Annotated in this window: 21 protein-coding genes and 1 tRNA gene; 10 read left to right on the top strand and 12 right to left on the bottom strand. The window is 67.0% G+C overall.

Features of this window, described 5'->3' with window-relative positions; translation table 11 throughout:
* Entirely contained in the window at positions 1-1,647 is a 1,647-nt protein-coding gene (gene groL / locus EV656_RS05255; protein ID WP_132600391.1) for a chaperonin GroEL, read from the top strand.
* A 124-nt stretch (positions 1,648-1,771) separates the two neighbouring features.
* The gene (locus EV656_RS05250; RefSeq protein ID WP_132600388.1) at positions 1,772-2,896 is read left to right on the top strand and encodes a DUF8173 domain-containing protein; all 1,125 of its coding nucleotides are present in this window, start codon (positions 1,772-1,774) and stop codon (positions 2,894-2,896) included.
* 5 nt (positions 2,897-2,901) lie between these two features.
* On the opposite strand, the gene EV656_RS05245 is transcribed toward EV656_RS05250, so the two are convergent.
* Genes EV656_RS05245 through EV656_RS05230 form a run of 4 tightly spaced genes read right to left on the bottom strand, consistent with a single transcriptional unit; the run spans position 2,902 to position 5,184 of the window.
* Positions 2,902-3,363, bottom strand: a complete 462-nt coding sequence (locus EV656_RS05245) for an NUDIX domain-containing protein (RefSeq protein ID WP_243695677.1) — start codon at positions 3,361-3,363, stop codon at positions 2,902-2,904.
* Positions 3,360-4,436: a 5-(carboxyamino)imidazole ribonucleotide synthase gene (locus tag EV656_RS05240; RefSeq protein WP_132600385.1), complete on the bottom strand. Its 1,077-nt coding sequence runs from the start codon at positions 4,434-4,436 to the stop codon at positions 3,360-3,362. Before EV656_RS05240 ends, EV656_RS05245 begins: the two co-directional genes overlap by 4 nt.
* A complete protein-coding gene (purE, locus tag EV656_RS05235; RefSeq protein ID WP_132600382.1) occupies positions 4,429-4,917 on the bottom strand; it encodes a 5-(carboxyamino)imidazole ribonucleotide mutase in 489 nt (162 codons plus the stop codon). Before purE ends, EV656_RS05240 begins: the two co-directional genes overlap by 8 nt.
* Before the next feature lie 48 nt (positions 4,918-4,965).
* On the bottom strand, positions 4,966-5,184 hold the full coding sequence (locus tag EV656_RS05230; RefSeq protein ID WP_132600379.1) for a YdcH family protein: 219 nt from the start codon (positions 5,182-5,184) through the stop codon (positions 4,966-4,968).
* Between the two features lie 170 nt (positions 5,185-5,354).
* Between EV656_RS05230 and EV656_RS05225 the strand changes: the two genes are divergently transcribed.
* Positions 5,355-5,768: an Hsp20 family protein gene (locus tag EV656_RS05225; RefSeq protein WP_132600376.1), complete on the top strand. Its 414-nt coding sequence runs from the start codon at positions 5,355-5,357 to the stop codon at positions 5,766-5,768.
* A 15-nt stretch (positions 5,769-5,783) separates the two neighbouring features.
* Positions 5,784-6,011, top strand: coding sequence for a DUF1150 family protein (locus tag EV656_RS05220; RefSeq protein WP_132600373.1), 228 nt, complete (start codon positions 5,784-5,786; stop codon positions 6,009-6,011).
* Positions 6,012-6,109: 98 nt separating this feature from the next.
* Here EV656_RS05220 and EV656_RS05215 read toward each other — a convergent pair whose 3' ends face one another.
* The 3 genes from EV656_RS05215 to trxB form a co-directional block, all read right to left on the bottom strand.
* Positions 6,110-6,802 (bottom strand): glycosyltransferase family A protein, encoded by a 693-nt coding sequence (locus tag EV656_RS05215; protein ID WP_132600370.1) that lies wholly within the window; start codon positions 6,800-6,802, stop codon positions 6,110-6,112.
* Positions 6,803-6,877: 75 nt separating this feature from the next.
* Positions 6,878-8,593, bottom strand: coding sequence for a bifunctional sulfate adenylyltransferase/adenylylsulfate kinase (locus EV656_RS05210; protein ID WP_132600367.1), 1,716 nt, complete (start codon positions 8,591-8,593; stop codon positions 6,878-6,880).
* A 142-nt stretch (positions 8,594-8,735) separates the two neighbouring features.
* Positions 8,736-9,680, bottom strand: coding sequence for a thioredoxin-disulfide reductase (trxB, locus tag EV656_RS05205; RefSeq protein WP_132600364.1), 945 nt, complete (start codon positions 9,678-9,680; stop codon positions 8,736-8,738).
* A 186-nt stretch (positions 9,681-9,866) separates the two neighbouring features.
* On the opposite strand from trxB, the gene EV656_RS05200 reads away from it, so the two are divergent.
* Positions 9,867-10,367, top strand: coding sequence for an Lrp/AsnC family transcriptional regulator (locus EV656_RS05200; protein ID WP_132600361.1), 501 nt, complete (start codon positions 9,867-9,869; stop codon positions 10,365-10,367).
* 3 nt (positions 10,368-10,370) lie between these two features.
* Here the strand turns inward: EV656_RS05200 and EV656_RS05195 are convergent, their stop codons facing one another.
* From EV656_RS05195 to lgt, 4 genes are all read right to left on the bottom strand, one after another.
* Positions 10,371-11,159: a Hint domain-containing protein gene (locus tag EV656_RS05195; RefSeq protein ID WP_132600358.1), complete on the bottom strand. Its 789-nt coding sequence runs from the start codon at positions 11,157-11,159 to the stop codon at positions 10,371-10,373.
* A gap of 541 nt (positions 11,160-11,700) precedes the next feature.
* On the bottom strand, positions 11,701-12,456 hold the full coding sequence (gene pgeF, locus EV656_RS05190; RefSeq protein ID WP_132600355.1) for a peptidoglycan editing factor PgeF: 756 nt from the start codon (positions 12,454-12,456) through the stop codon (positions 11,701-11,703).
* Positions 12,456-13,517: a class I SAM-dependent methyltransferase gene (locus EV656_RS05185; RefSeq protein ID WP_132600352.1), complete on the bottom strand. Its 1,062-nt coding sequence runs from the start codon at positions 13,515-13,517 to the stop codon at positions 12,456-12,458. The genes pgeF and EV656_RS05185 overlap by 1 nt, the downstream gene beginning before the upstream one ends.
* The gene (gene lgt / locus EV656_RS05180; protein WP_132600349.1) at positions 13,514-14,407 is read right to left on the bottom strand and encodes a prolipoprotein diacylglyceryl transferase; all 894 of its coding nucleotides are present in this window, start codon (positions 14,405-14,407) and stop codon (positions 13,514-13,516) included. The genes EV656_RS05185 and lgt overlap by 4 nt, the downstream gene beginning before the upstream one ends.
* A gap of 99 nt (positions 14,408-14,506) precedes the next feature.
* On the opposite strand from lgt, the gene EV656_RS05175 reads away from it, so the two are divergent.
* From EV656_RS05175 to EV656_RS05165, 3 genes are all read left to right on the top strand, one after another.
* A complete protein-coding gene (locus EV656_RS05175) occupies positions 14,507-14,746 on the top strand; it encodes an accessory factor UbiK family protein (protein ID WP_132600346.1) in 240 nt (79 codons plus the stop codon).
* A 268-nt stretch (positions 14,747-15,014) separates the two neighbouring features.
* Positions 15,015-15,980 carry a sodium-dependent bicarbonate transport family permease gene (locus tag EV656_RS05170; protein WP_132600343.1) on the top strand — a complete coding sequence of 322 codons (966 nt, stop codon included), beginning with the start codon at positions 15,015-15,017 and terminating at the stop codon, positions 15,978-15,980.
* A gap of 1 nt (position 15,981) precedes the next feature.
* The gene (locus EV656_RS05165) at positions 15,982-16,293 is read left to right on the top strand and encodes a P-II family nitrogen regulator (protein ID WP_132600340.1); all 312 of its coding nucleotides are present in this window, start codon (positions 15,982-15,984) and stop codon (positions 16,291-16,293) included.
* A gap of 106 nt (positions 16,294-16,399) precedes the next feature.
* On the opposite strand, the gene EV656_RS05160 is transcribed toward EV656_RS05165, so the two are convergent.
* Positions 16,400-16,473 (bottom strand) — tRNA-Cys (locus EV656_RS05160).
* A gap of 156 nt (positions 16,474-16,629) precedes the next feature.
* On the opposite strand from EV656_RS05160, the gene EV656_RS05155 reads away from it, so the two are divergent.
* Both EV656_RS05155 and EV656_RS05150 read left to right on the top strand, forming a co-directional pair.
* Positions 16,630-17,283 carry a protein-L-isoaspartate O-methyltransferase family protein gene (locus tag EV656_RS05155; protein WP_132600337.1) on the top strand — a complete coding sequence of 218 codons (654 nt, stop codon included), beginning with the start codon at positions 16,630-16,632 and terminating at the stop codon, positions 17,281-17,283.
* A 56-nt stretch (positions 17,284-17,339) separates the two neighbouring features.
* Complete coding sequence (locus tag EV656_RS05150) at positions 17,340-18,719, top strand: TolC family outer membrane protein (RefSeq protein WP_425057164.1); 1,380 nt, start codon at positions 17,340-17,342, stop codon at positions 18,717-18,719.
* Positions 18,720-18,724 lie beyond the last annotated feature (5 nt).

Genomic DNA, 18,724 nt, shown 5'->3' with positions numbered 1-18,724 from the left:
ATGGCTGCTAAGGACGTCAAGTTCGATACCGATGCCCGCAACCGCATGCTGCGCGGCGTGAACATCCTCGCCGACGCGGTGAAGGTCACCCTGGGCCCCAAAGGCCGCAACGTCGTCATCGAAAAATCCTTTGGTGCGCCCCGCATCACCAAGGACGGCGTGACCGTCGCCAAGGAAATCGAACTGGAAGACAAGTTCGAGAACATGGGCGCGCAGATGGTGAAAGAAGTCGCCTCGCGCACCAATGACGAGGCCGGCGACGGCACCACCACCGCCACCGTGCTGGCCCAGGCCATCGTTCGCGAAGGCATGAAGGCCGTGGCCGCGGGCATGAATCCGATGGACCTGAAGCGCGGCATCGACCTGGCCACCGACAAGGTCGTCGCGGCGATCAAGGACGCGGCCCGCGAAGTCGAGGACAGCGACGAGGTTGCGCAGGTCGGCACCATCTCGGCCAACGGCGAGGCCAATATCGGCCGCTTCATCGCCGACGCCATGCAGAAGGTCGGCAATGACGGCGTGATCACCGTCGAGGAAAACAAAGGCATGGAGACCGAGGTCGAGGTCGTCGAAGGCATGCAGTTCGACCGCGGCTACCTGTCGCCCTACTTCGTGACCAACCCCGACAAGATGGTCGCCGAACTGGAAGACTGCCTGATCCTGCTGCACGAGAAGAAACTCTCGTCGCTGCAGCCGATGGTTCCGCTGCTGGAGCAGGTCATCCAGTCGCAAAAGCCGCTGCTGATCATCGCCGAGGACGTCGAGGGCGAAGCCCTGGCCACCCTGGTCGTGAACAAGCTGCGTGGCGGCCTGAAGATCGCCGCCGTCAAGGCGCCGGGCTTCGGCGATCGCCGCAAGGCCATGCTGCAGGACATCGCGATCCTGACCGGTGGCCAGGTGATCTCGGAAGACCTCGGCATGAAGCTTGAGAATGTCACCATGGACATGCTCGGCACCGCCAAGAAGGTCCAGATCACCAAGGACGAGACCACGATCGTTGACGGCAACGGCGACAAGGCCGAGATCGAGGCCCGCGTTGCCCAGATCCGCCAGAACATCGAGGAGACCTCCTCGGACTACGACCGCGAGAAGCTGCAAGAGCGTGTTGCCAAGCTGGCCGGCGGCGTTGCCGTCATCCGCGTCGGCGGCATGACCGAGGTCGAGGTGAAAGAGCGCAAGGACCGCGTCGACGACGCCCTGAACGCCACCCGCGCCGCGGTGCAGGAAGGCGTGATCGTGGGCGGCGGCGTTGCCCTGGTGCAGGCCTCCAAGTCGCTGGAAGGCCTGGAAGGCGACAACGAGGACCAGAACGCCGGTATCGCCATGCTGCGTCGCGCGCTGGAGGCCCCGCTGCGCCAGATCGCCGAGAACGCCGGTGTCGACGGTGCCGTGGTTGCCGGCAAGGTCCGCGAAAGCGACGATCTGCACTTCGGCTTCAACGCGCAGACCGAAGAGTACGGCGACATGTTCACCTTTGGCGTGATCGACCCGGCCAAGGTGACCCGCACCGCGCTGGAAGATGCGGCGTCGGTTGCCGGCCTGCTGATCACCACCGAGGCGATGATCGCCGACAAGCCCGAGCCGAAAGACGCCGGCGGTGCCGGTGGCGGCATGCCCGACATGGGCGGCATGGGCGGCATGATGTAAGCCGATCCCGGTTCGACATTTGGAAAGGGCCCGCATCTGCGGGCCCTTTCTTGTTTCCGTCATGCCCCTTTGCCCGATTCCGGCGTACTCTCTCAGGCGATTCCACCTAAAGGAGGGTAAGCGGATGCGCTTTTTCCTGATGATAGCGATGCTGGCCTGGGCGACGATCGCCGGGGCCGAAGACCGCCCCGAGGGGGGCGATTTCCGGCTGGGGCTGGATGCCTTTCACGCCGGTTCCGCGCCGATCCATGCCCAGGCGGGCGCAGACGATCTGTTCATGGCCGGTGAAACCGTCCGTGTTCAGGCCCCGATTGAGGGGACGGCCCACCTGGCCGGGCGCCGGATCGAGCTGGAGGCCACGATCGGCGACGCGCTTTATGCGGCGGGCATGGACCTGGAGTTGCGCGGCGCGATTGACGGCGATGCGACGGTTTCCGCCTATTCGGTCGATCTGCGCGAACCCGTGGGCGGCGACCTGCGGGTCTGGGGCGCGAACGTGACCCTGGCCGCGCCGGTGGCGGGCAACGCCCTGATCGGCGGCGACCGGGTCGAGATTACGGGGACGGTGGCGGGCGATGTCCTGTTGTCCGCACGCAGCGTGACCTTTGGCCCCGAGGCGCGGATCGACGGCGCGCTGACCCTGGTTGCCAAGGATCCCGACGCAATCGAGGTGCCGGCCTCGGTCATCCCGGCGGAGCGTATCACCCGCGAGGTGGCGCAGCACGGCCCGCGCGCGATGGCCAAGGGGCATCCCGGGGTCTGGGGTGCGGTCATCGTCAACCTGCTGGGCGGGATCGTGCTGACCGCAGCGCTGGCCGCGCTGATCGCGGGCGTCTGGCCGGGGCAGATGGCGCGGCTGCGCGAAACCCTGCTGGACCGGACGCTGCGGGCGATGGGGGTTGGTTTCCTGGGGCTGTCCTCGTTGATCGGGGCGACGGTGCTGCTGGCGCTGACGGTCATCGGCCTGATCGTTGCCCCCGCTGCCGCTGCCGCGGCCTTCCTGCTGGGCGCTGCAGGCTATATCATTGCTGTTTACGCGTTTGGCGTGGGCCTGCTGAAATTGTTTGGCCGTGCCGTGCCTGACAGCCTGGGCGACCGTGCGCTGGCTGCCGTCACGGGGGCCGTGGTGGCCGGGCTGATCGGCATCATCCCGTTCCTGGGCTGGCTGTTCGTGCTGGCACTCAGCATTTCGGGCGCGGGGGCGCTGGTCCTGCGGATCTGGCCCAAGGGCGCTGTCGCGGTGGGCTGAGACCCTCAGCGAACCAGCGGCTCCAGCGGATCATAGATCACCGCGTCGCCATCCCAGGCGGCGCGGGGCAGGCTGTCGGGCTTGAACCGGATCGCGGCCATCTGGTCGCGGGTGAAAAAGCGGCGCTCGGTCACCACCCCGGCTGGGTCTGCCCAGTGCGGGTCCAGCCGCCCGGCCCGCAGGGTGCAGCGGAAATAGACATCCACCTGGTGAAAGGGGCGGGTGGGGTCGTGAAACTCGTTCACCAGGCAGGGGGCGCCGACATCGACGGTCAGGCCGGTTTCCTCGTGCACCTCGCGCATCAGGTTTTCCGGCAGCGAGCGGCCGGGTTCCACCCCGCCGCCGGGCGCACACCACAGATCGCTGACTCCGCCCGGAAAGGCATTGACCAGCAGCAGGCGGTTTTCCTGCAAGATCAGGGCGCGCACCGCCAGCCGGGGCCGATCCGCGTTCAGCGCAGGCGTCACGCCGCCGGGCCCAGGCGGCGGTTCGCGTGGCCCATCTTGCGGCCCGGCTTGATCTCTGCCTTGCCGTAAAGATGCAGCGCCACGGCCGGGTCGCGGGCCAGTTCGGGCACGCGGTCCATGTCGGTGCCGATCAGGTTTTCCATACGGATATCGGAATGCCGCGCGCCATCGCCCAGGGGCCAGCCCGCCACCGCGCGGATGTGCTGTTCGAACTGGTCGATCACGCAGCCATCCTGCGTCCAGTGGCCCGAATTGTGCACCCGGGGGGCGATCTCGTTGACCACCAGCCCGCCGGGCGTCACGAACAGTTCCACCCCCATCACGCCGACATAGTCCAGCGCGTTCAGGATGCGCCCCGCCAGCAGGACCGCATCGGTCCGCAGCGCGGCGGGCAGCGGGGCGGGAACGGTGGTGGTGCGCAGGATACCGCCCTCGTGCACGTTGGTGCCGGGGTCGAAGCAGGCAACCTCTCCGCCCAGGCCGCGCGCCGCGATGACCGAGATTTCCGAGGTGAACGCGACGAACCCCTCCAGGATCGCCGGGGCGCCTGCCATTGCGGCCAGTGCGGCGGGGGCCTCGTCGGGCGCCATGATCCGCGCCTGCCCCTTGCCGTCATAGCCGAAGCGGCGGGTTTTCAGGATCGCGGGGGTGCCGATGTCCGCCAAGGCCTCGGCAAGGTCGACCTCGTCATCGACGGCGGCAAAGGGGGCGGTTTTCAGCCCCAGCTCTGACAGGAATGCCTTTTCGACCAGGCGGTCCTGACTGACGGCCAGCGCCCGGCGGTTCGGGCGGATGGGCACCACAGCCTCGATCGCGTCCAGGGCGGCGGTTGGGATGTTCTCGAACTCATAAGTGACGACATCGACCGAGGCAGCAAAGGCCGCCAGCGCGGCGCTGTCCTCGTAAGAGGCGGTGGTCACGCGGTGGGCGACATGGCCCGCGGGCGGTTCTGCGCCCGGCTCAAAGATGTGGCAGCGCAATCCCAGGCGCGCGGCCGCGACCGACAGCATCCGGCCCAGTTGCCCGCCGCCCAGAATGCCGATGGTCGCCCCTTGGGCCAGCGGCTCACTCATCACGCGGCTCCTGCGGGATCGAGGCGGACAGATCGGCGCGCCAACGGTCCAGCCGGTCGGCAAGGGCAGGATCGTTCAGCGCCAGGATGCCCGCGGCCATCAACCCGGCATTGGCCGCACCCGCTGCCCCGATCGCCATGGTTGCCACCGGAAAGCCGCGCGGCATCTGCACGATGGAATATAGGCTGTCCACGCCCGACAGTGCGCGGGTCTGAACGGGAACGCCGATCACGGGCACACGCGTTTTAGACGCCATCATGCCCGGCAGATGCGCCGCGCCGCCTGCGCCTGCGATGATGGCCTGCAGGCCACGATCAAGCGCCGTCTTGCCATACTCCCACAGCCGGTCAGGCGTGCGGTGGGCCGAAACGATCCGCGCCTCATAGGCCACGCCAAGCGTGTCGAGGATGTCTGCCGCTTCCTTCATGGTGGGCCAGTCCGACTGGCTGCCCATGATGATGCCCACTTTCACGTCTGCCATGCCACGCCCCCTTGGATTGCGAGCGCGCACTATAGCCGTGTGCGGGTCTTACGCAATGATGTCGGGGGTCAACTGGTCCTCAAGCAGGGCGATGCGGTCCTTCAGCGCCAGTTTCTGACGCTTCAGCCGCATCATGGTGAACTGGTCGCTGGTGCTGCGCTCCTGCAGGGCGCGGATGGCCTCGTCCAGATCGCGATGCTCGTGGCGCAGCACCTCCAGCCGGGCGCGCAGGATCTCTTCGGAATTCATCTCGGTGGCGATGTTCATCGGTCCTGCCTTGAGTCAGCCTTTGAACGGGTTCGTAACCATAGCGTTTTTCCCCGCCCGCGGGAAGCCGGTCTTGCGACGGGCGCGGCGGGAACCCATATTTCCCCCAATGGCCGCCGCGTGTGCGGGGCCGCAAACACATCAGGTCGCTTGTTCAAGGACTTGCCATAATGACGAAACTGACCCTCGGTTCGCATCCCTACCTGCTGGGATTCGAGCAACTCGAACGCCTCGTGGAACGGACCGCCAAGTCCGGCAACGAAGGCTATCCCCCCTACAATATCGAACAGACCTCGGAACGCGGGTATCGCATCACGCTGGCGGTTGCGGGCTTTTGCGAGGCCGACCTCTCGATCACCGTCGAGGATCGGCAACTGGTGATCCGCGGCCGCCAGGCCGACGAGGACGGCGCCCGTGTCTTTCTGCACCGCGGCATCGCCGCGCGTCAGTTCCAGCGCAGCTTTGTGCTGGCCGACGGCGTCGAGGTCGCTGGCGCGACGATGGAAAACGGGCTGCTGCATGTCGATCTGACCCGGGCCGAGCCCGACAGCGTGGTGCAGACGATCCGTATCGAAACGACCTGAGCCATAGGGGGAGCGATGAACACGAAATACGATTTCCTGCCCGAGGGCGACAACCGCATCGTCTATGTCCGCCCAGTGAAAGTGTCCGATCTGCCCGACGAATTGCGCGAACAGGCCGGCGGCATGCAAGAGCTGTACGCCCTGCACGATGCCAGCGGCGAGCGGTTGGCGCTGGTGCGCGATCGCCGGTTGGCCTTCGTGGTGGCCCGGCAGAACAACCTGGCGCCGGTGAACGTTCACTGAGCGGGCCAGCCTGAAAAATCCTGGCAAAGATTTTTCGAACGCGCCCGTGCCGGGCGCGTGCCTCCGGCGGGGGTATTTTGGCCAAGAAGAAGCAGCCCTCAGCGTGGGGGCCAGAGGCCGTAGCGGCTGTGCAGCAGATCCGCGCAGGCGGCGTTCGCCCCGGCGCGGGTCTGGCCGTCGATCTTTGCGTCCTGCAAGGCGCCGGGGCGGTTCAGCGGGGTGCAGGCGGCACGGGCGGCCGGTGCTAGGCGGATCGGCAGGTCCTGGCGCGCGTAATGGCCCGACAGCCAGATATCATCGACGGCCCAGGCCGCGGGCGGGATGTCATACGCGTCTGACGGGATCATGTCGGGGCGGATCAGCACGCCCGAGAACCCCTGCGCGATATCGGTATCGCCCGCCGGGGTGGAGCGGCGGCGCAGCGCCGTGACCGCAAAGCCCGACGCGGCGACCACGGTATCGGGGCCGTCCTGTGCGGCGCAGAGCGCGGCCAGCCAGCCCGGGCCGTACAGGCAATCGTCATCGCAATAGACCAGCCTTGCGCCCGTCCCGGCCAGGGCACGGGCGGCGGGCAGCACCTTGGCCGCGGGGCCGGGATCGGTGTCCAGCCTGAGCAGGACCACCCCGTCGGGCAGTGCCGGTCGGGGGAACGTGCCGGGAAAGCGGCGGTACTGGCGGGGCAGGGCGAGGATTACCCGGTCGGGCCGTGGGCGCTGGTTCAGGATCGAGGCCAGCACCGGGCGGAGCGTGGCAAAGCGGGGCGGGATCGAGGTGAGCGAGACCACCAGCATCCGGCATCTCCGATACGAAACGGCCGCCCGGGGTTATCCCCGGGCGGCCAGTTGTCAGGCGATGCGCGCCGTGGCTCAGTTGCCCGCGATCAGCCCCATGCTTTCCAGCTTGAGGATCACCTGGTGGGCGCAATTGTCCACGTCCACGCCGGTTGTGTCGACGCATAGTTCGGGGGTCTCGGGCGCCTCGTAGGGGTCGGAGATGCCGGTGAACTCTTTGATCTTGCCTTCGCGGGCCAGCTTGTACAGGCCCTTGCGGTCGCGGCGCTCGCATTCCTCAAGGGGCGTGGCGACATGCACCTCGCAGAAGGCGCCGTATTGTTCGATCATCTCGCGCACGGCGCGGCGGGTGGCGGTGTAGGGCGCGATGGGCGCACAGATCGCGATGCCGCCGTTCTTGGTGATCTCACTGGCGACATAGCCGATCCGGCGGATGTTGATGTCGCGGTGTTCCTTGGAGAAACCCAGTTCCGAGGACAGGTGCTTGCGCACCACGTCGCCGTCCAGCAGCGTGACAGGGCGGCCGCCCATTTCCATCAGCTTGACCATCAGCGCGTTGGCGATAGTGGATTTGCCCGAACCGCTGAGGCCGGTGAAGAAGACGGTGAAGCCCTGCTGCGAGCGCGGCGGCTTGGTCTTGCGCAGTTCGCTGACCACCTCGGGGAAGGAGAACCATTCGGGGATTTCCAGACCCTCGGCCAGGCGGCGGCGCAGTTCGGTGCCCGAGATGTTCAGGACCGTCACGCCCTCTTCGATCTCGTCGGCGGGTTCGTATTGCGCGCGTTCCTGCACGTAGACCATGTGCTTGAAGTCGACCATTTCCAGGCCGATTTCGTCTTGGTGCTGGCGGAACAGTTCCTGCGCGTCATAGGGGCCGTAGAAATCCTCGCCCGCGCTGTTCTTGCCCGGGCCGGCATGGTCGCGGCCGACGATGAAATGGGTGCAGCCGTGGTTGCGGCGGATCAGGCCGTGCCACACTGCCTCGCGCGGGCCGGCCATGCGCATGGCCAGGTTCAGCAGGCTCATCGTGGTGGTGGACTGGGGGTATTTGTCCAGCACCGCCTCGTAGCAGCGCACGCGGGTGAAATGGTCCACGTCGCCCGGTTTCGTCATGCCGACGACCGGGTGGATCAACAGGTTGGCCTGCGCCTCTTTCGCGGCGCGGAAGGTCAGTTCCTGGTGCGCACGGTGCAGCGGGTTGCGGGTCTGGAAGGCCACGATGCGGCGCCAGCCCAGCTTGCGGAAATAGGCGCGCAGTTCATTGGGCGTGTCGCGGCGCGAGCGGAAATCGTAATGGGTGGGCGGCTGAATGCCGGTGATCGGGCCGCCCAGATAGACCTTGCCGGCGGTGTGGTGCAGGTAGTTCACCGCCGGGTGGGCCAGATCGTCGGCGCCGAATACCTTTTCGGCCTCGCGCACCTTGTTGGGCACCCAGCGATCGGTGACGCTGAGAATCGCAAGGATCACCCCTTCCTGGTCGCGCAGGGCGATGTCCTGTCCCAGTTCCAGCTTTTCGGCAAAATCCTCGGTCACGTCCAGCGTGATCGGGATCGGCCACAGCGTCCCGTCGGCCAGGCGCATGTCTTCCACGACGCCGTTATAATCCTCCTCGCCCAGGAAGCCCTTGAGCGGGTAGAAGCCGCCGTTCATCAGCAGTTCCAGATCGCAGATCTGGCGCGGGTTCAGATCCCAGCTGGGCAGGTCGCCAGCCTCGACCTTCAGTTTCTGGGCGCTTTCGGCGGAAACATACAACTCGGGGATGGGGGCGAGGTTGGAAAGGGATGTGGACATTGCTTCAACTCTTTCTTGACGGAAAGCCGGATGGCGGGCCGCGATTTGCGCGCGGCCTAGCGCTGAAATGCGGACGGTTTCAAGACGGCGCCGATCTCTTTTCGCAGCTGCGGCGAAAAGGACGCACAACCGGCGTAGCGTGTCAGTCCTCTTGCTCGGCGAGGAAGCGTTCGGCCTCCAGCGCGGCCATGCAGCCCATCCCGGCCGAGGTGACCGCCTGGCGGTACTTGTGATCGGTCAGGTCGCCAGCCGCGAACACGCCGGGGATCGAGGTGGCCGTGCTGTCGGGCTGGGTGACGACATAGCCGCCCATATGGGTTTCCAGCTGGTCTGCCACCAGTTCCGAGGCCGGCGCATGGCCGATGGCGACAAAGAAGCCCTTGCAGGGGATTTCTTGGGTTTCGCCGCTATCCACATGCTTGACGCGGACGGCCTCTACGCCCAGCGGGTTCTCGGTGCCCAGGATTTCGTCCACCGTGTGATGCCACAGGCATTCGATCTTGGGGTTCTTGAACAGGCGTTGTTGCAGCACCTTTTCGGCGCGCAGTTCGTCCCGGCGATGGATCAGCGTCACCTTGGAGGCGAAATTGGTCAGGAACAGGGCCTCTTCCACGGCCGCGTTGCCGCCCCCCACGACCACGACCTCTTGTCCACGGTAGAAAAAGCCGTCGCAGGTCGCGCAGGCGGAAACCCCAAAGCCCTTGAATTTCTCTTCCGAGGGCAGGCCCAGCCATTTCGCCTGGGCCCCCGTCGCCAGGATCAGTGCGTCGCAGGTATAGGTGGTGCCGCTATCGGCCTGGGCGGTAAAGGGGCGGGCGGACAGGTCGAGGCTGGAGATATAGTCGGACACGATTTCCGCCCCCATGGCGCGGGCGTGGGCTTCCATCTTCTGCATCAGGTCGGGGCCCTGGATTTCCGACTCGCCGGGCCAGTTCTCAACCTCGGTGGTGATGGTCAGCTGACCGCCGGGCTGCAGGCCCTGGATCAGGACGGGGTCCAGCATCGCGCGCGAGGCATAGACCGCTGCGGTGTAACCCGCCGGGCCAGAGCCGATAATCAGAACCTTGCAATGCTTCGTCTCGCCCATCTCTGCCTCCTTGAGTATCGGTCGCGCCCGATATAGTCCCGGCGGACCTGACGCGAAAGCCCTTGCGTGCCCATTCGCCGCAGGTCGCCGCGCGCCGGAGCGTTTAAATATCTTGCGCGTGCGTGAAACAATATTGCGCACCAAAACCCATGCGCATATGATCTGCAAAAGCCAAGAGGAGCAGGGATGTCGGGCAGTAGACTCGATGCCATCGACCGCAAGATCCTGTCGGAATTGCAGGCCGATGGACGCATGACCAATGTGGAACTGGCCCGTCGCGTCGGTATCTCGGCGCCGCCTTGCCTGCGCCGCGTGCGCACGCTGGAGGAGGCGGGTTTCATCCGCGGCTACCATGCCGATGTCGATATCCGCGAGCTGGGCTTTGAGGTGCAGGTCTTTGCCATGGTCGGCCTGCAAAGCCAGGCCGAGGCCGATCTGAAGGCGTTCGAGGCGCGCTGCCGCGACTGGCCGCTGGTTCGCGAATGCCACATGCTGAATGGCGAGGTCGATTTCATCCTCAAATGCGTGGCGCCGGACCTGTCGACCTTTCAGAGCTTTCTGACCGAGGAGTTGACCGCCGCCGACAATGTGGCCAGCGTCAAGACCTCGCTGGTGATCCGCTGCGCCAAGGACGCGCCCGGCGTGCCCTTCGACGTGCTGGAGGAACGGCTGGGCCGGTCGGCCTGAGGGTCAGGCCGCGCCGCGCAGGCTCTCGGCCTCGTGGGTGCTGAGCCGGGGCATGACCAACGGTCCGAAATCGCCGGTGCCATGAAGGTGCGGGAAAAGCTCCAGGAACGCCTCTTGCAGGGACGGGTCCAGGCGCGCCATCGCGTTTTCGCCGGGGTGATAGCTTTCGACCTCGACCCCGTTTGCCACCAGGATGTGGTGGCGCAACAGCCCCAGGTGATAGACGCGCATCGGGCGGACCACGCGCAGTGAAATCACGGCATGGCCATCGGTCAGCGTCGCTGCTGGCACCAGGGCAGAGGGGCCGCCGCACAGGGCGTGGCACCCGTGATGCTGGCTGACCACGCGGGCGCGCGGCCCCAGGACCAGATCGGCCATCGGCCGGTCGATCCCCAGACCCTCGGCGATGAAACGGGTCATCTGCGGCCCGCTTTCGGGCGCGGGGGGCAGCAGGGTAGAGCCGATCCAGACCAGAGGACGCAAACCAGCATCGGCCGTGCGCACCAGCATGCCCGGCACCAGATCCTCGACCGCGACGGGGCCATCGGGGGTGGCGATCAGCGTGCCATGGGTAAAGGCGCAAAAAGCCTCGTCCAGGTGCGGATCGGCGGGCAGGATGCGGACGCGTTCGGCCACCTTGTCGGCAGAGACCAGTCCGGCGGCCTCATATCTGCGCATCAGAGGCATGCTGCGCTGAGGCCGCCGGTCCAGGCGAGCGTTTCCAGTCTTCTTGCCCGTATGGTCCAGGCGTTGCGCCGCCAGTTCGGCAGCCCTCCGGTCGTGGCTTCCCATGCGATCAGTCCTTTCGGTCTGTCACATCTGCGGCGCCCCCACCGGATGCAGAGAGACTGTCGGCAACTTGTCCAATTGGGGGGCTCTTGTCAAAACTTGCCTTGGTTTCGCCCCGATCCCCGGGGGAATGATCGGGGCAGGGCGCGGATTGTTTCTGGCGCCGGGTCCAATCCCGCCATATTCGGCCCGCCGGGTGATTCGTCCCCGCGCGAAATGCAAACGGCCCCGCCGGGGCGGGGCCGTCTTGCCGGACCGGGGATCTGCCCCGGCGTCGGGCGTGTCGTATTCTCAGACTGCTTCGCGGGTTGCTGCGGGCATGTGGCGCGCGCTGCGTTCCCAGGGCAGGGCATGCATCGGCTTGGCGCTTTCGGCGATGATCCAGGCCATCCAGCGGTTGTTCTTTTTCATGGCGTCGCTCCTTTTCCAGGCGTTCCGGGCGGCCTTTGCTGCTCGACCAGCCCCATTGACCTTATCCTGCCCCGGCTTTGGGGCAGGTCTTGGGCAGAGCAGGGCATAGAATGGGGCGTTTTCGGGTCCGGCCTTACAGCCGGATGGCAGAGATCAGGCGGCCGTAATCGGCCTCTTTCGCGTGCACGCTGCGGCGAAAGGAAAAGAAGCGCGCCGGATCGGAATAGGTGCAGTGCCGGGTCCACAGCGCCTGCCCGATCCCGGCGGCGCGCAGGCGGGCAAGCGAATAGCCGGGCAGGTCGAACAGCATCCGGTCGCCCTGGCCGTTGGCAAAGAAGCGGGTGTTGTCCGTGTCGTCGGCGACGAAGGTTGCCAGGAATTCCGGCCCGACCTCGTAAGCGCTTTGGCTGATCGTCGGGCCGATGGCGGCCACAATGTCGGCGCGGGCCGCGCCCAGCCCCTCCATCGCGTCCAGTGTGGCCTCCAGGATGCCGTTCAGCGCGCCGCGCCAGCCTGCGTGAACCGCGCCGATCACGCCGGCCGCGCGGTCGGCGAACAGCACCGGCTGGCAATCGGCGGTAAGCACCGCCAGCGCCAGGCCGGGGCGGTCGGTGACCAGCCCGTCCACCTGCGGCCGGTCCGTCGGGGGGGCATCCAGCGCTGCGACATCGGCGGAATGCACCTGGTGCGCGGTGACCAGATGTTCGGGCTCCACCCCCATCGCACCGGCCACCCGGCCGCGGTTGATGGCCACCACCTCGGACTGGTCCGAGGATCCGCCGCCGCAGTTCAGACCCGAGAAGATGCCCGAGGACGCCCCCCCCCGGCGGGTAAAGAACCCGTGGCGCAGCGGGGCCAAGGCGTCAGAGGTCAGGATTTCCAGCGTCATCAGTCCAGTCCTGGGGGGGCGGGCGCGTCCGCCGGGGTCAGCGCGAGTGTCTTGAAGAGGGTTCCCATTTCCTGCGGATGGGTCAAGCGGCGATGTGCGGCAATATGACTTTCCAGCGCCGCCCCGGTCAGACCGCGCGCCAGCGCCTGCGCCCGGGCGGTGATACCCAGCCGTTCCAGGAACACGCCCTGGGGCGTCATCGCACTGACCCTAAGGCCGGTGGCTGCGCGGGCCAGGGCCGCAAAATCGACATGGGCGGTCAGGTCGGCCTGCCCGGGGTGGGCCAGCGGCGGGTCGTAGGCGTGACGGTAGAGCGCCTGCAGCGTATCCCCGCGCGCGTGCCAGTCGCCGTAATCGACGATCAGCGCCGCCCCGCCATGGGCGGCGATGCGCGTGGCCAATGCGGCGACCGTGGGCGCTGCGGCCGGGCAGGTTTCCACGATCTCGCCCGGTCGGGTATCGGCAAGGCGATGATCCAGTTCGGCCAGGGGCGCGGGGGCCGACAGGCCCAGGGTCAGCGCACCGTCCACCAGCCCGACCTGCCGTTCGCGCCACCCCTGCGCGTCGCGCTGAAACTGGCGGATCGGCAGGGCATCGAAAAACTCGTTCGCGATCACGAACAGGGGGGCGTCGGGCAGGCCATCCACCGTGTCGTGCCAGGTGACGGCATAGCCCTCCAGCGCGTCTTTCTGGGCGGCGCGCAGGCGCGGTGCGGCCTCGACCAGGTGTATCTGCGCGGCCTGGTGAAAGCCGGGCACGCCCTGGGTGGCACGCAGTGCGTCGGCCATCAATGTGCCCCGGCCCGGCCCCAGCTCTGCCAGGGTAAAGGGGACAGGGGCGCCCTGGTCCAGCCAGACCTGCGCCAGCCACAGCCCGATCAATTCGCCGAACATCTGGCTGATTTCCGGCGCCGTGGTGAAATCGCCCGCCGCGCCAAAGGGCTCGGCCCGGGTGTAATAGCCATGCTCGGGATGCAACAGGCATTCGGCCATGTAATCGGCCACCGTGATCGGCCCGGTGGCCGCGATCCGCCGGGCCAGGAGGTCGGCCAGCGGGGTCATGCCGGGCGCCGCAGGGCCGCGATGGCCAACAGGGCCAGGCCCAGGATGACCATCGGCAGCGACAGCACCTGCCCCATGCTCAGGCCCAGCCCGTGCCACTGCACGACATGGCCCATCGGGTTATCCGGGGTGATGAACTGGAAATCCGCCTGCCGGAACAGCTCGACGAACATCCGGGCCAGCCCGTAGCCGGTAAAGAAGACCCCGGCGATCAGACCCGGCCGTTTCAGTGCGCCGCGCCGCCAGGCCAGCCACAGAACCAGCACGCCCAGCACCAGCCCCTCCAGCGCCGCCTCATACAGTTGCGAGGGGTGGCGCGCGCAGGGCATCTGATCCCAGCCGGGGCAATATTGCGCCAGCTCCCCCGGAAACACGACGGCCCAGGGCACATCCGAGGGGCGGCCCCACAGCTCGGCATTGATGAAATTGGCGATCCGGCCAAAGAGCAGGCCCGCAGGCGTTGCCACCGCCAGCGCGTCCGAGGCCGACAGCAGCGGGATGCTGTGCTTGCGGGTGAACAGCACCAACGCCAGCATCACCCCCAGCAGCCCGCCGTGAAACGCCATGCCGCCCTGCCAGATCATCGGGATTTCCCAAGGGTGGGACAGGTAGTGCATGGGTTTGTAAAAGAACACGAAGCCCAAGCGCCCGCCGAGAATCACCCCAAGGATGATCCAGGTTAGTAACCCTTCCACCTGGGCGGGCGTCATCGGGGCGCGTTCGGCGGGCCACAGCCGCGGGGTGCGGACCAGCGACACGATCAGCCGCCACCCCAACAAAATACCGGCAATATAGGCCAGCGCGTACCAGCGCAGCGCAAACTCGATGCCAAGGATCGAGATCGAAAAGATCTCGGGGCTGATGTCGGGGAAGTGAAGGACGGCCTGCATGTCGGGACCCTTGTCAGTGCTGCGCGCGGTCGAAGTCAAGCTTGAGGTTATGCCCGATGCGGCCCATATAGGGGGCGAATGTAACGCCAGAGGCTCACGATGCAGACCCGGAACAAATTTCTCGACGACATGTCGAAGCTGATGACCAACGCGATGGGCGTGGCCCAGGGCGCCAAGGAAGAGGCCGAAACCGCGATGCGCAGCATGCTGGACCGCTGGCTGGCCGACCGCGATTTCGTGACCCGCGAGGAATTCGAGGCCGTGCGCGCCATGGCCCAGAAAGCCCGCGAAGAAAACGAGGCGCTGAAGGCCCGGCTGGACGCGCTGGAAGGCAAGTAAGTCGGACCGCTTGCCCGGCTGAAAACGGGGCGTGCCGCGGGGCGCGCCCCTTTTCCGTGTCGGGCGGGCAAGACAGAGATGCCCCGGCCAGATGGCCGTGCCGGCCAATCACGCCCGCATTGTCAGGCGTCTGGCCGTCACGAACCCCGCGCGCAAGACCCCGGTCGCGCGGCGCCCCTGATGGCCTTGACGGCGGTAACGTGGCATTGTCCCATTGGGGAACGATCCCGAAATTCCCACCCGCCGCGCAGGAACAAGGACAACCCGGATGCTCGACCTCGCACTTGCGAACCTGCTGTCGCCCATCGTCTTGTCGTTCGTTCTCGGGCTGGGCGCGGCGCTGGCGCGCTCGGACCTTGCGGTGCCCGAGGCGGTGGCCAAGGGGATTTCGATCTATCTGCTGTTCGCGATCGGGTTCAAGGGTGGCGCCAGCCTGGCAGAGCATGGGATCGACCTGAAGCTGGGTCTGACCTTGTTGATGGGCGTCGTCCTATCGTTCAGCCTGCCGCTTCTGGGTTTTGCGCTGTTGCGCCTCCTGTCGGGGATGTCCCGGACCGACGCCGCGGCCGTTGCCGGGCATTACGGGTCGATTTCCATCGTGACATTCGTTGCCGCAACGACCGTCCTGGCCGATGCGGGCCTCTCGTCCGAGGGGTACATGGTCGCCGTGGCCGCCGCGATGGAGGCCCCGGCGATTCTGTCCGCGCTTTGGCTGATCTCGCGCGGGTCGGACCAGACAGAGATGAGCGCGGACCTGTGGCGCGAGATCCTGCTGAACGGATCGATCGTGCTGCTGCTGGGGGCGTTCGTCATCGGCATCGCGACGGGGGCCGAGGGGTTGAGCCGGATAGAATCCTTTATCGTTTCCCCGTTCCAGGGCGTCTTGTGCCTGTTCCTGCTGGATATGGGGCTGATCGCCGGGCGGGGTCTGCGCAAGGCCGATGTGCTGGATCGCGGCGCCATAGGGTTCGGGGTGCTGATGCCCCTGCTGGGGGCGGGGGCGGGGTTGTTGGCGTCGCTTGTCGTGGGGCTTTCGGCGGGTGGTACGATGCTGTTGATGACCCTGTCGGCCTCTGCGTCCTATATCGCGGTGCCCGCGGCGATGCGTGTGGCGGTGCCGCAGGCCAACCCCTCCATCTACCTGACGCTGTCGCTGGCGGTGACGTTTCCGTTCAACCTGGTTCTGGGGCTGCCGATCTACCTGACGGTGGCAAAGACCGTGATAGGATCCTGATATGCAAACTCATGATGCCAAGCGGGTCGAGATCACGATTGAACAGGTGATGCTGCGCCGCCTGACGGAGGCGCTGGAAACGGCCGATGTGACGGGGTGGTCGGTCTTGCCGGTGCTGGGCGGATCGGGCCGGTCGGGCAACTGGAGCCGGGACGGCCAGATCAGCCGCGGAACGGGCATGGTGCAAGTGGTCTGCCTGATCCGCCCCGACAAGCTGGACGCGCTGCTCGACGCCGCCTTCAAGGTGGTTGAGCGGCATATCGGCGTGGTCTGCGTGACCGACGCACAAGTGCTGCGCGCCGAACGGTTCTGAGGCGACGCCGTAACGGCGGGGTCGGCAGGGGCGGCGGTTTGCAACGCGCTTTCAGACGGTCCGACCTACAGCCAACCCGGTCTCATCCGTGCCATAGGAATGATGGTGGAGGCGAGTACCGGAATCGAACCGGTGTACACGGATTTGCAATCCGCTGCGTAACCACTCCGCCAACTCGCCAGCGCGGAGCCTCTCATAGCCCAAGGGTTGGGGGGGCGCAAGCGGTGGATGTTGCGCAAAGGTCGGATCGCGTCTTCGTGCGGGCTGCAATATTGCCGTGATGGCGCTTCTGTGGCATCACACGGCCAACAGTTCCGAACCGGAGAGTTCAGCCCCATGCCCGATTTCGACGCCCGCCGCGTGATCATGGTGGATACCCAGGTCCGGCCGTCGGACGTGACCCGCCTGCCGATCATCGAGGCGATGCTTGCCGTCCCGCGTGAAGAGTACGTCCCCGCCGCCCTGCGCGAGGCCGCCTATCTGGGCGAGAACCTGCCCCTGGCCGAGGGGCGCACCGTGCTGGAACCGCGGACCTTTGCCAAGATGCTGGAGGCGATCGATCCGGCGCCCGGCGACCTGGTTCTGGATCTGGGGTGCGGGCTGGGGTACTCGGCGGCGGTGATGGCGCGTATGGCCGATGCGGTCGTGGCGGTCGAGGAAGACGCCGCCATGGCGCGCGAGGCACAGGCGACGCTGGCCGAACATGGGGTCGACAACGTGGCGGTGGAACACGCCGCCCTGGCCGAGGGCGCGCCGCGGCACGGCCCCTATGACGCCATCGTCGTCGAGGGTGCGGTCGAAGAGATCCCCGCCGCGCTGACCGATCAACTGGCCGAGGAAGGGCGCATCGTGGCGCTGTTCGCCGTGCCCGGCGGGGGCGAGGTTCGGCTGGGCCACAAGGTCGAGGGCGCGGTCAGCTGGCGCTTTCTGTTCAATGCGGGCGCGCCTGTTCTGCCGGGCTTTGCCCGTGCGCCCGCCTTCGAATTCTGACTGAGGCATTAATCTTGCCGCGCGATCGGATGCGCGGCCCCGGAAAGGCACGGAACATGAGCGGTATCTTTCGAATGGTCACGGGCGCGGCGCTGGCGGCGTCGATGTTGGCCGGCGGCGCTGCCGCCCGCGCGGAAACGCTGACCGACGCGTTGATCGCGGCCTACAAGAATTCCCACTTGCTGGAACAGAACCGCGCCGTGCTGCGCGCCGCGGACGAGGATGTCGCCCAGGCCGTCGCGGCCCTGCGCCCGGTCATCCAGTTCTCTATGGATGCGACCTATACCGACGGCAACCGCAAGGGGCCGACGGTCGGTACGACGGTTACCAGCGCCTCGGCCGACGTGACGGCGAGCCTGACGCTGTACGATGGGGGCAGCAACCGGCTGGCGATCGACGCGGCCAAGGAAAACGTGATGGCCACCCGCGCCGCGCTGATCGGGGTGGAACAGAACGTGCTGCTGGCGGCGGTCCAGGCCTACATGGATGTCTTTGCCGCGATCCAGAACGCCTCGTTGGCGGAAAACAACGTGCGGGTGCTGACCCAGCAGCTGCGCGCGACCGAGGACCGCTTCGAAGTGGGCGAGGTCACGCGCACGGATGTTTCGCTGGCGCAGTCGCGGCTGGCGGCGGCGCGCTCCAACCTGGTGGCGGCGCAGGGCGCGCTGGCCAATGCGCGCGAGGCCTACCGCCGCGCGGTCGGCAAGTACCCCGCGGGGCTGAGCGGCATTCCCAGCCTGCCGTCGCTGCCCAAGAGCACCAGTTCCGCCCGCGACATCGCCGTGCGCAGCCATCCCGACATCCTGCAGGCGCAGCATAACGTGACGGCCGCAGAGCTGAACGTGGCCCGTGCCAAGGCGGCGCAAGGGCCGTCGCTGTCGGCCAATGCGGGCCTGACGGCCGAGGATGACGGCGGCGAATACGGTTTTGTTGGGCTCTCGCTGAGCCAGACGATCTATGCCGGGGGCGGTCTTTATGCGGCGGAACGGCAGGCCCGCGCCAACGCCGAACGCGCCCGTGCCGCCCTGCTGCAAAGCGTTCGCCTGATCGAGGAACAAGTCGGCAGCGCCTGGGCGAATCTGTCCGTGGCCCGCGCCCAGATCGAGGCGACCGACCGCCAGATCCGCGCCGCGCAACTGGCCTTTGAAGGGACCAAGGAAGAGGCCCGCTTTGGCGCCCGCACCACGCTGGATGTGCTGGACGCCGAGCAGGAATTGCTGGACGCGCGCACTGCGCGGGTTCAGGCCGAAGCGAACCAGTATGTCGCGGTCTACGCGCTGCTGGCGTCCATGGGCCTGTTGACGGTGGAGCATCTGGACCTGGGCATCCCGACCTATGATCCGCTGCAATACTACAATGCCGTGCGTAACGCCCCGGCCAAGAGCATTCAGGGCGCGCGGCTGGATCGGGTGCTGGAGGCGCTTGGCCGGCCCTGAGCCGG

The sequence above is a fragment of the Rhodovulum adriaticum genome (genome assembly GCF_004345735.1).
Taxonomy (GTDB): Bacteria; Pseudomonadota; Alphaproteobacteria; order Rhodobacterales; family Rhodobacteraceae; genus Rhodovulum; species Rhodovulum adriaticum.
This window is presented reverse-complemented; position numbering and strand designations above follow the sequence as displayed.

Excerpts from the sequence above, each read along its gene's own strand:
- groL (WP_132600391.1), top strand. The coding sequence starts at position 1 with ATGGCTGCTAAGGACGTCAAGTTCGATACCGATGCCCGCAACCGCATG.
- EV656_RS05250 (WP_132600388.1), top strand. The coding sequence starts at position 1,772 with ATGCGCTTTTTCCTGATGATAGCGATGCTGGCCTGGGCGACGATCGCC.
- EV656_RS05240 (WP_132600385.1), bottom strand. The coding sequence starts at position 4,436 with ATGAGTGAGCCGCTGGCCCAAGGGGCGACCATCGGCATTCTGGGCGGC.
- purE (WP_132600382.1), bottom strand. The coding sequence starts at position 4,917 with ATGGCAGACGTGAAAGTGGGCATCATCATGGGCAGCCAGTCGGACTGG.
- EV656_RS05230 (WP_132600379.1), bottom strand. The coding sequence starts at position 5,184 with ATGAACATCGCCACCGAGATGAATTCCGAAGAGATCCTGCGCGCCCGG.
- EV656_RS05225 (WP_132600376.1), top strand. The coding sequence starts at position 5,355 with ATGACGAAACTGACCCTCGGTTCGCATCCCTACCTGCTGGGATTCGAG.
- EV656_RS05220 (WP_132600373.1), top strand. The coding sequence starts at position 5,784 with ATGAACACGAAATACGATTTCCTGCCCGAGGGCGACAACCGCATCGTC.
- EV656_RS05215 (WP_132600370.1), bottom strand. The coding sequence starts at position 6,802 with ATGCTGGTGGTCTCGCTCACCTCGATCCCGCCCCGCTTTGCCACGCTC.
- EV656_RS05210 (WP_132600367.1), bottom strand. The coding sequence starts at position 8,593 with ATGTCCACATCCCTTTCCAACCTCGCCCCCATCCCCGAGTTGTATGTT.
- trxB (WP_132600364.1), bottom strand. The coding sequence starts at position 9,680 with ATGGGCGAGACGAAGCATTGCAAGGTTCTGATTATCGGCTCTGGCCCG.
- EV656_RS05200 (WP_132600361.1), top strand. The coding sequence starts at position 9,867 with ATGTCGGGCAGTAGACTCGATGCCATCGACCGCAAGATCCTGTCGGAA.
- EV656_RS05195 (WP_132600358.1), bottom strand. The coding sequence starts at position 11,159 with ATGGGAAGCCACGACCGGAGGGCTGCCGAACTGGCGGCGCAACGCCTG.
- pgeF (WP_132600355.1), bottom strand. The coding sequence starts at position 12,456 with ATGACGCTGGAAATCCTGACCTCTGACGCCTTGGCCCCGCTGCGCCAC.
- EV656_RS05185 (WP_132600352.1), bottom strand. The coding sequence starts at position 13,517 with ATGACCCCGCTGGCCGACCTCCTGGCCCGGCGGATCGCGGCCACCGGG.
- lgt (WP_132600349.1), bottom strand. The coding sequence starts at position 14,407 with ATGCAGGCCGTCCTTCACTTCCCCGACATCAGCCCCGAGATCTTTTCG.
- EV656_RS05175 (WP_132600346.1), top strand. The coding sequence starts at position 14,507 with ATGCAGACCCGGAACAAATTTCTCGACGACATGTCGAAGCTGATGACC.
- EV656_RS05170 (WP_132600343.1), top strand. The coding sequence starts at position 15,015 with ATGCTCGACCTCGCACTTGCGAACCTGCTGTCGCCCATCGTCTTGTCG.
- EV656_RS05165 (WP_132600340.1), top strand. The coding sequence starts at position 15,982 with ATGCAAACTCATGATGCCAAGCGGGTCGAGATCACGATTGAACAGGTG.
- EV656_RS05155 (WP_132600337.1), top strand. The coding sequence starts at position 16,630 with ATGCCCGATTTCGACGCCCGCCGCGTGATCATGGTGGATACCCAGGTC.
- EV656_RS05150 (WP_425057164.1), top strand. The coding sequence starts at position 17,340 with ATGAGCGGTATCTTTCGAATGGTCACGGGCGCGGCGCTGGCGGCGTCG.